Origin of the sequence: Actinocrinis sp., assembly GCF_035605935.1 — a bacterium.
In the GTDB taxonomy this organism is placed as follows: domain Bacteria; phylum Actinomycetota; class Actinomycetes; order Streptomycetales; family Catenulisporaceae; genus Actinocrinis.
Window position 1 is genome coordinate 48,185 of record NZ_DATNGK010000135.1, and the last position, 14,132, is coordinate 62,316.

Annotated in this window: 11 protein-coding genes; 3 read left to right on the forward strand and 8 right to left on the reverse strand. The window is 68.6% G+C overall.

Annotated elements, in window-relative coordinates; genetic code table 11:
• Positions 1-101: 101 nt before the first annotated feature.
• Both VN779_RS11650 and VN779_RS11655 read right to left on the reverse strand, forming a co-directional pair.
• Positions 102-2,111: a hypothetical protein gene (locus VN779_RS11650; protein ID WP_325722500.1), complete on the reverse strand. Its 2,010-nt coding sequence runs from the start codon at positions 2,109-2,111 to the stop codon at positions 102-104.
• A gap of 9 nt (positions 2,112-2,120) precedes the next feature.
• The gene (locus tag VN779_RS11655) at positions 2,121-2,753 is read right to left on the reverse strand and encodes a hypothetical protein (RefSeq protein WP_325722501.1); all 633 of its coding nucleotides are present in this window, start codon (positions 2,751-2,753) and stop codon (positions 2,121-2,123) included.
• A 571-nt stretch (positions 2,754-3,324) separates the two neighbouring features.
• On the opposite strand from VN779_RS11655, the gene VN779_RS11660 reads away from it, so the two are divergent.
• Entirely contained in the window at positions 3,325-4,581 is a 1,257-nt protein-coding gene (locus tag VN779_RS11660; RefSeq protein ID WP_325722502.1) for a hypothetical protein, read from the forward strand.
• Between the two features lie 148 nt (positions 4,582-4,729).
• Entirely contained in the window at positions 4,730-6,562 is a 1,833-nt protein-coding gene (locus VN779_RS11665; RefSeq protein ID WP_325722503.1) for a serine/threonine-protein kinase, read from the forward strand.
• A gap of 1 nt (position 6,563) precedes the next feature.
• Here the strand turns inward: VN779_RS11665 and VN779_RS11670 are convergent, their stop codons facing one another.
• On the reverse strand, positions 6,564-7,592 hold the full coding sequence (locus VN779_RS11670; RefSeq protein ID WP_325722504.1) for an esterase/lipase family protein: 1,029 nt from the start codon (positions 7,590-7,592) through the stop codon (positions 6,564-6,566).
• A 233-nt stretch (positions 7,593-7,825) separates the two neighbouring features.
• Positions 7,826-9,229: an NAD(P)/FAD-dependent oxidoreductase gene (locus tag VN779_RS11675; protein ID WP_325722505.1), complete on the reverse strand. Its 1,404-nt coding sequence runs from the start codon at positions 9,227-9,229 to the stop codon at positions 7,826-7,828.
• 274 nt (positions 9,230-9,503) lie between these two features.
• Between VN779_RS11675 and VN779_RS11680 the strand changes: the two genes are divergently transcribed.
• Positions 9,504-10,070 (forward strand): hypothetical protein, encoded by a 567-nt coding sequence (locus VN779_RS11680; RefSeq protein ID WP_325722506.1) that lies wholly within the window; start codon positions 9,504-9,506, stop codon positions 10,068-10,070.
• Positions 10,071-10,125: 55 nt separating this feature from the next.
• Here the strand turns inward: VN779_RS11680 and VN779_RS11685 are convergent, their stop codons facing one another.
• From VN779_RS11685 to VN779_RS11700, 4 genes are all read right to left on the reverse strand, one after another.
• The gene (locus VN779_RS11685; RefSeq protein WP_325722507.1) at positions 10,126-10,902 is read right to left on the reverse strand and encodes an ABC transporter permease; all 777 of its coding nucleotides are present in this window, start codon (positions 10,900-10,902) and stop codon (positions 10,126-10,128) included.
• Complete coding sequence (locus VN779_RS11690; protein ID WP_349260742.1) at positions 10,899-12,008, reverse strand: ATP-binding cassette domain-containing protein; 1,110 nt, start codon at positions 12,006-12,008, stop codon at positions 10,899-10,901. The genes VN779_RS11685 and VN779_RS11690 overlap by 4 nt, the downstream gene beginning before the upstream one ends.
• 162 nt (positions 12,009-12,170) lie before the next feature.
• Positions 12,171-12,944, reverse strand: coding sequence for an MHYT domain-containing protein (locus VN779_RS11695; RefSeq protein ID WP_325722509.1), 774 nt, complete (start codon positions 12,942-12,944; stop codon positions 12,171-12,173).
• Positions 12,945-13,141: 197 nt separating this feature from the next.
• Positions 13,142-14,020 (reverse strand): GRP family sugar transporter, encoded by an 879-nt coding sequence (locus VN779_RS11700; protein WP_325722510.1) that lies wholly within the window; start codon positions 14,018-14,020, stop codon positions 13,142-13,144.
• Between the last annotated feature and the right edge of the window lie 112 nt (positions 14,021-14,132).

The window sequence follows — 14,132 nt, forward strand, 5'->3', positions numbered from 1 at the left end:
CGCGACCGGCCCGCGTACCCTGACTTTCCAAGGTACGCGGGCCAGGCTTTCAAGCGGACCCAGTCTTCAAAGGGCCCTGCTATCGAATCAAGGTGCTGCGGTTACCAGCGGACCTTCTTGGGCTTCTTCTGCATGGTCATGGTCGGCGTGGGAGTCGCGCCACCGGCCGCCGGGGCGGTGGTGGCCGTGTTGGCGCCACCGGCCGCCGCGCCCGCTCCCGCCATGACCTGCGGCGGGGTCTGGCCGAGCGGCACCATGACCGCGGCCGTCACGACGCCCTGGCCGTTGGTGGTGAGCGCGATCGGGTTGGGCATGTTGAGCAGGCCCTGGCAGTTGAGGTTGGTGAAGGACTGGTTGGCGCGCATCGCCAGGAAGGTGAACAGGTTGGTGGCCATAGCCGCGTCCACCGAGGGACCGTTCTGGAAGATGGCCATGTCCTTGAACACCCGCGCGATACCCGCCGGGTTGCCGAACAGGTTGGTGCAGTACGTGGCACCGTTGCCGTTGTCAGCAGCCTGACCGATCGCACCCTGGTCGACGCCGGCGCGGTACAGGTTCGCCTTGCTCTGCGACATGTTGTTGTTGTTCAGGGTCATCGGGTCGTTCAGCGGCACCATCGCGATCGGAGCCTGCTGGTTGGCCATCGCTGAGAGCTCGTCGAGCGGCAGAGCGCCAGTGGCCTGCCCGTCGCTGGACTGGTTCGGACGGGTCCACGGCTGGCAGCCGAGCGTCGGGTCCACGAACTTGTTCAGCAGCAGGTTGTCCGAGCCGTTCGCCAGGTCGGTGGCGTTCGGGACCGCGGCCATCGACGCCGCGTTCATCTGCGCGGTCTGGCCGTTCGCGTTGGCGAGGTAGTGGGTCACGACGTTGTCGCTCTGGTCCTGGTCCACCAGGGAGAAGTCACGCGTGGTCGGGCAAGGCAGCCCGTCCGTCGCGGTGCCGACCGGCGGCACCTGCAGCATGTTCGCGCCGATCTCCTGGTTCGCCGTCTGGAAGAACGCCGGGGCGTTGCAGTAGGAGAACTGGCCGAAGATCGAGCCCTGGGCGCCGTTGACACAGTTGCCCTGCGTCAGGCTGTTGGTTCCCGCTGCGGACTGAAGCGTCAGGTTGGTGCCGTTGAACCCGAACCAGAGCCCGACGGTCGAGCCGGCCGGGACCTGTGCGGCCTTCGTGGGCGCCGCGGGCTGGGTGCCCTTGTCGATCACCAGCGGGTCGTACAGCGTCAGCTGTCCGTCCGCGGTAAGGATCGCGCCTTCGACGAAGGCCGACTGCGCCGCGTTGGCCTCGTTGCACGGACCCATCGCCGCGTCGGTCGCGACGAGCTGGTACGGCGTGGCCAGGCCGGCCGCCGTGAGCGGGTTGGCCGGGACGATCAGGGTGCAGTTCGGGTTCGGGGTGGCCGCGGCAGCGGCGGCGGCCGAGGTGGTGGCCGCGGCTGCGGTCGCGGTGCAGGTCGGCTTCGCGGCGGCGGCCGAGGTGGTCGCGGCGGCGGCGCCGGTACCGGTACCTGCGGCGGCCGAGGTGGTGGCGGCGGCGCCCGTACCCGCAGCCGCGCCAGTGCCGGCGGCGGCTGTGGTAGCGCCGGCTCCGGCGGCGCCTGCCGCGGCCGCGGTCGGCGAGGCACTCGGACCGTAGTGGTGCCTCGTGTACACCGTCGTCATGTGGTTGGCAGCGCCACCCATGTTGGTGTTGGCCGCGGCGCTGCTGCTCGCCATGCCGGCGCCGCCGTTGTTGGCGGTCCCGCCATTGTTCGCGGCGCCGCCGTTGTTGGCCGCACCACCGTTGTTGGCCGTCGCACCGGTCGTGCCGGCGTTATTCGCGCCGGTGTTGGCCACGGTCGTCGTGGTCATTCCGGCAGCCGGGCTTATACACGCTGTCGCGCCGGCAGCCTGGCCGTTGTTGTTGTGGTGATGGTGGAAGGGCGAGGCCATGGCTACACCTACAGCGGCGATGACCACGACCGGCATGGCGGCGAAGATCGTACCGACCTTGCGCGTCCGCCAACTGCGACGCTCCCGGCGGGCCCGGGTCGACTCAGCCCTCGTCGTCCTGCGCAACGGCTGGCCGGGCTGTTGGCGCCGGTCCCGTCCGTGCGAACTCGATGCGGACACTCTCGCTCCTTAGAAGTGCGTACCAGGTGTGTTGCGACGGCGGCGGATCACGAGGAACCCGACCCCGCCGGCCAGCGCCAGCGCCACGGCTATCGCCGCGGCTCCTGCTGTGGTCAGTGCGGAACGGCTCGATCCGGCCAGGCCGACCCGCACGATGCCCGTGCTGGTCACCGGCCCGTTTCCGGCCGCGGTCATGCCCGGCGTCGGGGACATCGCCTGGGCGCCGCCGCCCATGGCCATCGCACCGCCGCTCGCCGTGGGGGAGGCCGGCTTGGCGGTGGTCTGGTTCATTCCGCCGCCCATTGCGGCCTTGCTCGTCGCGGCCGGCGGCATGGCCGCTGAGCTCTTCGCCATGGCCGGTGCGGAAGCCGGTTGCGTCGTGGGTGGCGCGACCGCCGAGCCGGCAACAGTGATCGTCACCGCGTTGGGGCTGCCCGGGCCGCAGTCGGCGGTCACCTGGTAGCTGCCGGACGCGTTCGACGCGATGGTCGCCGAGCCCGAGAAGTTGATCGAGGTCTGTGTCAGCGACGCCGATCCGCCCACGAACGCGGAAGAGTAAACACCACCGAGGCCGTGGCCGTTGTTCGGGCAGGTGCCGAGAATGCTGACACTCTGTCCGGGGGCGACCTTGCCCGGGTTCACAATCAGCTGTCCATACCCGGAACTCGCGTGCGCGGGCCCGACGGACAGCAGCAGCGCAGCCGCCGCCCCGAGTGGGACGGCAAGGCCAGATAAGCGGGCTGCTAGAGGACGGCGCACGTGCTCATCACGCCCTTTCCGTGGCTGTCGAGGCGCCAAGCCGACTGACTCGGCGCGCGCGTGACCGCTAGCACGCAGGACTCTCGAAAGCGGTTCAACGCGAACGCGCACCCGCCGCGGACCAGCGGCGCATCAGGCACACCTGGTGCCGAGGATCAGGCCGTGTATGACGCGGTATACAAGGCGACGCATCGCCGAGCACAACAGCCAGTTCATCCGACGATGAACCCCAGGCGGCCAGGGGCCGTGCCGAGCGATGCAGGAACTGACGGACAGTCGGATGTATTGCTGCGCGCGAGGCGCGTCAGCGTTTCGTAATACCGATTCGGGCCGCGGGGTTGAACCGGATCCGCACTTGCCGCGTGCTTGGCCGATAACCGTCCGAAGCCTCGCCCTCGGCATCAGCCGAACAAAGCCTGAAGCATTACAAATCTCAAGGAGCGTGTTCAGCGACATGTTGAGCAGAACGAAGGTCCGGGTCGGCATCGGGTCCGCCGCGGCGGTCGCCCTTGCCGCCGGCGCGCTGACGACCGCTTACGCGTCGCCTTGGAGTCATGGAAGCTCCTCGTCGAACGCGAGCTACTCGTCGAAGTGGTCTCCGAACGTCGCCACGGGCACCACCACCCTCAAGACCATCTCCTCGACGGTTCCGTCCAACGGCGACGTCAACCCGTACGGCGTCGCGATCGTGCCGCGCAGCATCGGCAACCTGGTGCGCGGCGACGTGCTGGTGAGCAACTACAACAACAAGGGCAACCTCAACGGCACCGGCTCGAGCATCGTCGAGATCAACCCGAACACCGGCAAGAAGACGCTGTTCTCGTGGCTGACCCAGTCGCGGCTTCCGTCCAGGTGCCCCGGCGGCATCGGACTGACCACCGCGCTGACGGTGCTGCAGAACGGCTGGGTCATCGTCGGCAGCCTGCCCACCACCGACGGCACCTACAAGACGGCCGGCTCCGGCTGCCTGATCGTGCTCAACAGCCTGGGACACGCCAAGGCGGTCATCACCGGGCACGGGATCAACGGACCCTGGGGCCTTTCGGCCTGGGAGCACGGCGATGACGTGCAGCTGTTCGTCACCAACGTCCTCAACGGCGTGGGTGGGCACATGGGCCAGCAGGTCAACAAGGGCACTGTCGTGCGGCTGAAGCTGGATGTCACCCGGCAGACCTTCCGTCTGGACACCGCGGTGATCGTCGGCTCCGGCTTCCCGGAGATGGTCAGCAAGGACGGGTTCGTACAGGGCCCGACCGGAGTAACGCTCATCGGCAACACCCTGTTCGTCGCCGACTCCCTCGCCAACCGGATCGCGCAGATCAACTGGGCCACGACCCGGCACAACAGCGCAGGGCTCGGATTCACCCTGGCCGAGGCCGGGCTGCTCAAGATGCCGCTCGGATTGACCTCGTTCGGCGGCTTCCTGCTCACGGTCAACGCGGCGAACGGCAACCTGATCGCGATCAGCCTCAAGGGCCAGGTCGTCTTGGTCAAGGCGCTGGACACCACCGCGGTCTCCGGCTCGAGTCCGGGCGCGGGCGCGCTGTTCGGCCTGGCGCCCAGCTGGGACGGCAAGTGGCTGTTCTACGTGAACGACCTCGGCAACAACCTGAGCGCGGTCGGCCCGCTGCGCAACGGCGGCAACGGGAACTACTGGGGCGGCTACAACTACAGCAGTAGTGATATGAACAGCTGGGGCTACAACAGCTGATCCGGCCGCGACCGCCAGAGTGACGGTCCATCCGAATATACCCACGACGTCCCGCGCCGGTGCCGCACACCGGCGCGGGACGCCCTGAGTAAGAGTCCAGTCCCGAACACACCCACGTTTCCGCAGCGAGCCCGACCAGGGGGGACCTGTGACCAGCACCGACCACCACTACTCGCAGCAGATCGACGAAGGAGCCCTGATCGCGGGCCGGTACCGGCTCTCGCGTTGGCTCGGCCTCGGCGCGATGGGCGAGGTGTGGGCGGCGCGGGACGAACGGCTGAGCCGGGACGTGGCGGTCAAGCTGGTGCTCGGCGACCCGAGCACCGACCCGGAGACCGCCGACCGGTTCACCCGCGAGGCGATCGCGGTGGCCCGGATCACCCACCCCAATGTGGTCGCGGTCTACGACCAAGGCGAATACCAGCGGCACCAGTTCGTGGTCATGGAGCTGGTCACCGGCTGCAACCTGGACGAGCTGCGCGGCGGGCGCCCGATGCCGATCGGCGCGGCCCTCGCCATCGGCGTGCAGATGAGCCGGGCGCTGGAAGCGGCGCACGAGGCTGGGGTGCTGCACCGGGACATCAAACCGGCCAACATCATGGTCAGCCACGACGGCATGGTGAAAGTCCTGGACTTCGGCATCGCCGGTTTCCTGCAGGGCGCCGGGTTCACCGAGCGGCTGACCCGCACCGGGGCGAACAGCCTCGGCACCCCGGCGTATACGGCCCCTGAGCGGATCATGGGCGGTCCGGCGACCATCCAGTCCGACCTGTACTCGGTCGGCTGCATCCTCTACGTTCTGCTGACCGGACTGCCGCCGTTCCCCGCTGACGACAGCCTCACCATCCTGCACCGCCACCTGCACGACGAGCCGACGCCGGTGCGGCGCTGGCGCCCGGAGGTGGCCCCCGAGATCGACCAGCTGGTGCTGTGGATGCTGGCGAAGGAACCCGCGGCGCGGCCCGCGTCCGCGGCGATCGTGGCCGGCCGGCTCGAGTCACTGGCCATGGCGTATCCGAACGCGAGCGCCGAGGCCGCGCACGAGCAGACCCTTGACGACTTGTTCGGCGCGACCACCGCGACGCAGTCGGTGCCGTACGTCGAACTGGACCTCGAGCAGGAGCCCGCGCCGGACTTCGGCCTCGACGCGCTGCGCGAGTGGAACGGCGAAGGCGGCGGAAAGCCGAAGCCGCGCGCCGAGAGCCGCGACAGCGGCCGGGGCGGCGGGCGCGGTGGCCGCGGCGGTTCGAAGCGGCAGGGTGCTGACGGCGCCTATGTGAAAACCGGGCGCAAGCGCCGCGCCCCGGCCGCTTTCCTGATCGTCAGCATCGTCGCGGGCCTGACCCTCGGCGTCGTGCTCAGCCGCCAGGCGATGACCGGCAACGGGACCGTGATCGGTGCGATGCCCAGCGCGGATCGCCCGAAGGCGACGAATACTCCCGCGATGACCGGCGGCAGCCAGGCTGCCAAGCCGGGCGCCGGGATGGGTGGCGCGCCGGGTTCGACCGCGGCGAAGCCCTCTGTCCCGGCGATGGGTATGGGCGGCGCGGGTGGCGCAGGCGGCGCCGGCGGAAACGGCGCCACCACCGGCACGACCGCGAAGACGACGAATCAGGGCGCGACGTCGAATGTCACGCCGCCCGCGCCGATCACGCCTTACCTGCGCTACACCGCCGTCGCGGCCGGCAGCGGTGGCTGCACGAAGCTGGCACCCGGCCAGTTCGAGTGCACCGTCGGTCGCGACGGCGGTGCGGCGGTGTTCCAGCCCGAAACGCTGAACCCCTCCGGCACGATCGGCGCCGGGCCGCAGCCCTTCTACTGCCAGTCCTCGGGCGCCGAGCACACCTTCCAGGGACTGCGTAATCACTGGTGGGCCTGGACCGAGTCGGCGCAGGGTACCTTCGGCTGGGTGTCAGTGGTCGACCTCAGTGGCGGTGCGAACGACCAGCCCGAGCCCGGCCTTCCCTACTGCGGCAGCTGAGTCAGCCGCCGAGCACCGGCAGGACGAGCGTGCAGCCGACCGGCACATGGTGCGCTGGATCCAGGGCGTTGAGCACGTCGTTCAACGCCACCGGGTCGTAGATGACGGCCAGGTGATCGGCGAAGTCCAGGCCGCACTGGTTCTGCAGCGTGATGTTCGTGACGGAAGGCCCGGAGAGGAACTGGGACGTGTAGGGCGTGACGACCTCGTCGTATTTGGTCGAGATGACGGTGTAGCGCACTCCTGGCACGGTGTCGCCGCCTGCGTTCAGGTTCGTCAGGAACGAGGAGCCGACGGCTTGTTCAGTGCAGGCCGCGCAGAGCGAGCCGAGGAACGACGAACCGCCGGGGAAGGCGGCCAGCAGGCCGAACAAGCCGTCAAGAGTGGTGCCATGATTCGATGGCGAGAGGCCGACCAGGGCGTCCACTTTGTTCGCCCCGCCGAGGAAGTCGAGGTAATAGCGCGGGAGCATGCCGCCCTGGGAGTGGCCGACGATGTCCACCTTCGCGGCGCCGGTCGCGCTGAGGACCTGGTCGATGAAGGCGGATAGCTGACCCGCGCCAGCCGCGATCTCCTCGTAGCCCTGGAAAATGCTGCCGGCCGCGCCGCCGTAGTTGAGCGCGAAGACGCAGTAGCCGTGGTTGGCCAGGAGCGGGGAGAGGGCTTGCCAGGAGTCTGTCATGTCGCCGAAAGTGCCGTGCACGAGGACGACGGGATACGGGTGTGCAGCAGTGGGCTTACAGCCGAAATCATTCGAGCCCGGCGGGGCGGCGCCGGGAGTGAGCAGTTCGGCGGCGATCCCGGCGGCGAAGCTGTAGGGCACCGGCCTGTTGACCGGCTGCGCGGTAGACGCCGCAGCGGCGGGCCCCGCAGCGGTGGCGACGGTGGTCGCGCCGAGGATGGCGGCAACCGCGAGGGCGGACAGTGTCGTGCGAGCGCGAGTGCGAGCGCGAATTCGTCGGGCGGCGCGACGCTGCGCCGGGCGGGCCGAATCAGGGGTCTGTGAAGGGTGTGGGTGGGCCGGAGCCATGGGGTCCTCCGTGACAGGACAGGAAATGCACGGAGCCGGTCGCGGCATTGCGACCGTCACAGCTACCGGCCGGTAGTATTACTGGACGGTAAGTGAGCCTTGTCACATAGACAAGGGCTTTGCGTAGATATTAATTGACGTCACGGAAACAGCACGCTAAGGCGCGCCGAGGCCGTTCTGCTGTCCTGTCCTCGACCGCCTCATTACTTGGCCCGCAGCGATCGCGGCGTCTGCTACTGCACGCTGGCCCTGGTCTCCGCCTCGATCACCTCTTGCGCGGCGCGCTGTTCCAACGCGGTGCGCGCGAAGACCTGCTGCGCGGTGACGGCGCGCTCGGAACGGCCGCGGCCGACAAAGCTAACCGCCCAGTGCAGGACCGTGGTGACCCGGTGCTTGAACCCGACTAGGTACATCAGGTGCACCACCAGCCAGAGCAGCCAAGCGACGAAGCCGCTGAGTTTCAGCTTGCCGATGCTGGCCACGGCGTTGAACCGGGACACCGTCGCCATGCTGCCCTTGTCGTGGTAGTGGAACGACTCGCCGGCGGGCTTGCCCTCGAGGCGCAGCTGGATCTGGCGCGCCGCGTGCCGGCCGCTCTGAATGGCGACCTGCGCGACACCCGGCAGATTGTCCAGCGCCATCAGGTCGCCGACCACGTAGACGTTCGGGAATCCGGGCAGCGAGCAGTCCGGGTTCACCTTCACCCGACCGGCCCGGTCCACCTCGGCTCCGGCGTGCTGCGCGAGAATCCGGCCGAGCGGCGAGGCGGAGACGCCTGCGGCCCAGATCTTGGTCAGCGCCTCGATCCGCTCGTGCCCGCCGTCGTGCAGTTTGATCTCGATGCCGCCGGCGTCGAGGCCGACCACCATCGCACCGAGGTGAATCTCGACGCCGAGCTTGCGCAACCGCTCGGCGGCCTTGGTGGAGAGCGGATCGCCGAAGGTGGGCAACACCATCGGCGCGGCGTCGACCAGCACGATGCGCGCCTTTCGAGTGTCGATCCGGCGGAACTCCCCCACCAGCGCGCGGTGGGCCAGCTCGGCGATCTGCCCGGATATCTCCACTCCGGTCGCTCCGGCGCCGACCACGACGAAGGTCAGCCGCCGCCGCTCCACCTCGGGATCCGGTTCGAGCTCGGCCAGTTCGAAGGCGCCGAAGATCCGGCCGCGCAGCTCGAGCGCGTCGTCGATGCTCTTGAGGCCGGGGGCGAACTCGGCGAACTGGTCGTTGCCGAAGTAGGACTGGGTCGCGCCGGTCGCCACGATCAGGCTGTCGTACTCGACGTGGAACAGGTCGCCGCGGCCGGGTGCGCGAGCGGTGAGCTTGCGCGCGCTCGGGTCGATGTCGATGACCTCACCGAGCAGCACCCGGGCGTTGTGCTGCCTGGCCAGGATCTCCCGGGTCGCGGGCGCCACCTCGCCCTGGGAGAGAATGCCGGTGGCGACCTGGTAGAGCAGCGGCTGGAAGAGGTGATGCGGGGTCGCGGCGACTATGGTGACCTGCACGTTCGCGTGACGTAGCGCGCGGGTCGCGAACAGGCCGCCGAATCCGGAGCCGATGACCACGACCCGGTGGGTGGCGCCCCCATCGGTGCGGTAACCGGTCTCATCGGTCGTATGGCCAGTCTGTTCAGTCATGCTCAGCCTCCCAGCTTTGGTAACTGCCCGACGCGCGACCTCTCCGCCAGTGCTCCAGACGTACCCGTCACCACCAAACCCACACCAGAGCACCGGCCGAGTCAAGCCAAAGCCGCCATGCGGTGTTCCGGCCGGGATGAACGGATCCTGATTCACTCGCTGATTCAGTGCGCCGCCGGGGCGTCAGCGGATCGGCGGCCGCGAAGTTGCGCCGGCAGGCTGGCCATGGCGGTTTCGGACCGATTCTGACCGCGCCTGGCGTAGCCTCGGCTTGGTGAGCGAGTTTTTCGAAGCCCGCATCCGCGCCGAATGGCTGGACTGGACCTTCGGCGCGCACCAGGCGGCCGCGCGCGCCGCCGCGACGGAGCAGTTGGTCGCGCTGCGCCGCCGCTACCGCGATCTGACTGAGGATGAGGTCGTGCGACTGGCCGAGTCCTGGCGGCCGCAGCGCGATTCGGGCCCCTACTTCTCGTTCGCCGCCGCGGCGGCGGAGCACAACGGCGCAGGTGAGCACAACGGCGGCGAACCGGGCCTGGTCGCGATCAGCGCGCCTTTCGTCAAGGCCCTGCTGCTCGAAATGCAGGACCAAGCCCCTGCCGCACTCGCCGCGCTGCTTGACCGCTGGGCCGAGCAGCGCCGGAACGGCGAACGCGCGGGCACCCGCCTTGTTCCAGTCAAGCCGCCGCGCGTCGCCGTCATCCTCCCCCGCGACGAATCCCGGTGGCCGGCCGAGTCCTGGTCGAGCCTGGCCGGCCTCGACCTGGAAGCGCCCGAGTTCGACGGCGTCTGGCTGCGCTGGGCGGCCGAATCAGCGCTTTGGCTCGCCGTTGCGTTCAGCTGAGCCGCGGTCGGGCACCGCCTTGATCAGGTGCGCTCCTGATCAAGCACGTTCTTGATCAAGCACTGTCGATCTGGAAGCGGCGCACGCCGAGCATGATGCAGACGACGGCGAGGCCGAGGCTGATCAGCGTGCCCCACAACACGGTGAGGTCGGCGTAGGTACCAAGGAAAACCTCGCGCATCGCGTCGACGATGTAGCGGAACGGGTTGATCCGGGACAGGTAATAGAGCCAACTCGGTGCGGACTGGCGGGTGATCGGCAGCAGGATGCCGGAGAGCAGCAGCACCGGGACGGCGACCGAGTTGAGCAGCGGAGCGAGCGAATCCTCGCTCTTGAGCGCGAGACCGACCGCGTAAGAGAGCGAGGACATGCTGATCGCGAGCACCGCGATGAACGCGAGGGCGAACAGCACCCCGCCGACCGGCGCGCGCAGACCCATGATCAGGCCGGTGAGGACCAGGATCGTCGACTGGACGAGCAGCGCGATCATGTCGCGCAGCACCCGACCGAACAGCAGGGCGAACCGGCTGACCGGGGTGACGCGCATCCGCTCGATCACGCCCGCGCGCCACTCGGCGATGATCGCGAAGCCGACGAAGAGGCTGCCGAACAGGCCGAGCTGCACCAGCAGACCGGGCACGAAGATCCGCCAGGCCTGATCCGAGGACGCGCCGGGAGCGCTGACGAAGTGCTTGACCAGCGGTCCGAACAGGGCCAAGTACAGGATCGGCTGGATTACGCCGATGATCAGCCACGCGGGGTTGCGTAGCGAAAGGCGCAGCTGCCGGCGGAAGATCAGCCGGGTGTCTCGCAGAGTGCTGGCAAGGCTCATCGGGAGCTCCCGGTCACATCGCTCGGGGCGGCTGTCTCGTCAGCGGCTGTCTCGTCGGCAGCGCTCTCGGCCGCAGGGTCGGATGCGTCCAAGTTCGCGGCGCCCGCCGAGTCGCCGGCCGCACCGCCGGGTTGCGGTGGGGCGCCGGAGCCGGGGCTGTCGTCGCGCAGTGAGCGGCCGGTCAATGTGAGGAATACGTCGTCGAGCGTCGGCCGGGCCAGCTGGATGGATGCGATGGGCACCCCGGCCGCGTCCAGCGCGCGCATGATTCCCATCAGCTGCTGGCCGCCGGCGTCGACGATCACACGCAGCGTCTTGCCGCTCAGCGTCGCATCCCGTACGCCCTCAACGTTCTTCAGTGCGGAGAGCGCTGTCTCGCCGTCGCGGTCACCCGGCAGTTCGATAGTCACCAGGTCGCCGGAGATACGGTGCTTGAGCTCTTCAGGCGTGCCTTCCGCGACGATCCGGCCGAAGTCGATGATCAGGATCCGGTCGCACAGCGCATCGGCCTCGTCGAGGTAATGCGTGGTCAGGAAGACCGTGGTGTTCAGCTCGTCGCGCAGCCGCCGCACGTGTGTCCAGAGGTTGGCTCGGCTCTGCGGGTCGAGGCCGGTCGTCGGCTCGTCGAGGAACACCAGCCCCGGGGCGTGCACTAGGCCGAGCGCGATGTCCAGCCGCCGCTTCTGACCGCCCGACAGGGTCTTGACATAGCGATCTTCGAGCCCGGACAGGTCGAGCTGCTTCAAGAGCGCGGCGCAGCGCTGCCGGGCTTCGGCCGCGCCGAGGCGGTAGAGCTCGGCCTGAGTGATCAGTTCCTCGGCGACCGTGCACGCGCCGTCGGTCCCGCCGGTCTGTGCCACGTAGCCGATCCGCTTGCGCACCTCGGTCGGCTCGCGCAGCAGATCCGCGCCGGCCACCACGGCGGTGCCGCCGCTGGGCTCCAGCAAGGTGGTGAGCATGCGCAGCGTGGTGGTCTTGCCCGCGCCATTCGGGCCGAGGAAGCCGACGATCTCGCCGGCCCGCACGCTCAGGTCGAGGCCGCGCACCGCCTCTACCGTGCCGCGCTTGGTCTTGAACGTCTTGGCCAGCCCGGTGACCTGGATCATCTCGGCGATGCCGGGTGAGTCCGTCATCGGGCGCCTCCTGCTTCTGCGTGCAGCGGGTTGGGTGTGCGGTGGGGTCGACTGTGCAGTAAGTCAATCGCTGCGTGCGTTGACCGAGGAAGTAAAAGCTACGGCACCGCGCCGACAAGAACCGTCCGGTTGACCCTAACCGTTGCGTTCGGCGAGTTTTTGCAGATCGGCGCGGATCTCGGCCTGCTCGAGCAGGTCCTTCTCGGTGGCGGCGAGGCCGACCACGAACAGGATGACCACGGTGGTCAGACTGATCCCACCGATCAGCGGTTCGAGCAGCGCGCTCGCGGTCATGCCAGACACGGCCGGCGCCGGAGCCGCGTAGATCAGCATCGCCGCGATGCCGGTGTAGTGCATCCCGGTGACGGCGACGCCCATGAGCAACGCGGCGCCGATGGTCGCGAAGATACCGCGGATGTTCATCGTCGCCCACAGCGCCGCGGTGGCCGCGACCACGGCGATCACGACTGAGGCGATCACGATCAGCGGCCGATAATGCACGCTGGCCGGCATACGCATCGCGGAGATGCCGAAGTAGTGCATGCTCGCCACGCCGATGCCCGTGACGAATCCGCCGGTGGCGAGTGCGGGCAGCGTCGCGCCTCTGGAGACGGCGATCACCAGACCGATTCCGACGACGATGATCGCGATGAGCATGCTGATGATCGTCGTGGTCAGGTCGTAGGTGATCTGAATCCCGGTGACCCCGTAGCCGAGCATGGCGATGAAATGCATCACCCAGATTCCGGTGCCGCCGATCGACACCGCGCCGAGGCTGAGCCAGCGCCAGCGGACCGCCCCGGCGGTGGCGCGAGCCCGCGACATGGCCGAGAGGCCAAGCGCCGAACCGACGCAGGACATGGCGTAGGCGAGCAGCGGGGTGCTCGGTCCGTTTATGTGACCGTCCATTTGCATTGCGTGCGCAGAAACTGTGAATACGGTCGCCAGCATGACATTTCCCCCCTTATTCAGGAGCCGCAGCCTATCCGGTTTAGTGAGATCGATTCAAGAGACTGATGGCACTGCCGGGAAATGGCAGTTTTTACGAAAAGCTTTGCGCAGCAAGGGAAACTGTGGTTCGATGCGGCCGAATTTGGCGGCTTTCGTCAGGTGTGCGCGATAAGCAGGATGCCGGTGACGACGCCGAGGGAGGCGAGCAGCCGGGTGCGGCCGAAGCGCTCGCGGAAGAGGAGTGTCCCGATGAGGCAGCCGATCAGGATCGAGGTCTCCCGAAGCGTCGCCACTCCGGCCAGCGTGCCGCGGGTCTGCGCCCACAGCACCAGGCTGTAAGCGGTCATCGCGACCACTCCCCCGAGCAGGCTGCGCGGCACGTTCGCGCGGAAGATCTCAGGGAACCTGGCGCGGCGCAGGGCGAGGGCGATCAGCACGATGCCGGCGCCCTCGCCGAGGAAGGTCCACGCGGCGTATCCGAGCACTGATCCGGAGCGGCGCACGCCGAGCCCGTCGATGATCGTGTACGCGGCGATCGTGCAGCCGGTGGCGATGGCGGCGCAGACGGCGGCTCGGTCCTCGCGTCGCGGCAGTCCTTCGGCGAAGGAGAGGATGAGCAGTCCGGCGCACACGACGCCGATTCCGAGCAGCTGAGCCAGGGACGCATGCTGCCCGAGGACGAGGGTGGCGAACAGCGCTACGAGCAGTGGTGAGGTGCCGCGGGCGAGCGGATACGTCCTACTGAAGTCGCCATACCGGTAGGCGAGGACCAGTCCGTATGAGTACGCCGTCTCCAGCACGATCGAGGCGGCCACAAACGGCCAGGCCGCGCGGGCCGGCGCGGGAGCGAGCCACAGCAGCGGCAGTGCACACACGGCGTACGCGAGGCCCATCAAGGTCATCGTCGCTACCCGATCGCGCGCGGAGTGCGTGAGGGCGTTCCACGACGCGTGTAAGAGTGCTGAGCCGAGGACGACCGCGACTACCGCCGCACCGCCGATCGCGGAGGGAGCGGCGGCCGCGACGAGCGTCATAAGCGCACCATAGCGGAGGCTCTTACCGTGGTGAATTTCTTTGCGCTTCGAGGATGATCACCAGGGTGATCGCGGCGCGGCGCGAGAGTCGAAAGGCGCGCGAAGCACGGCG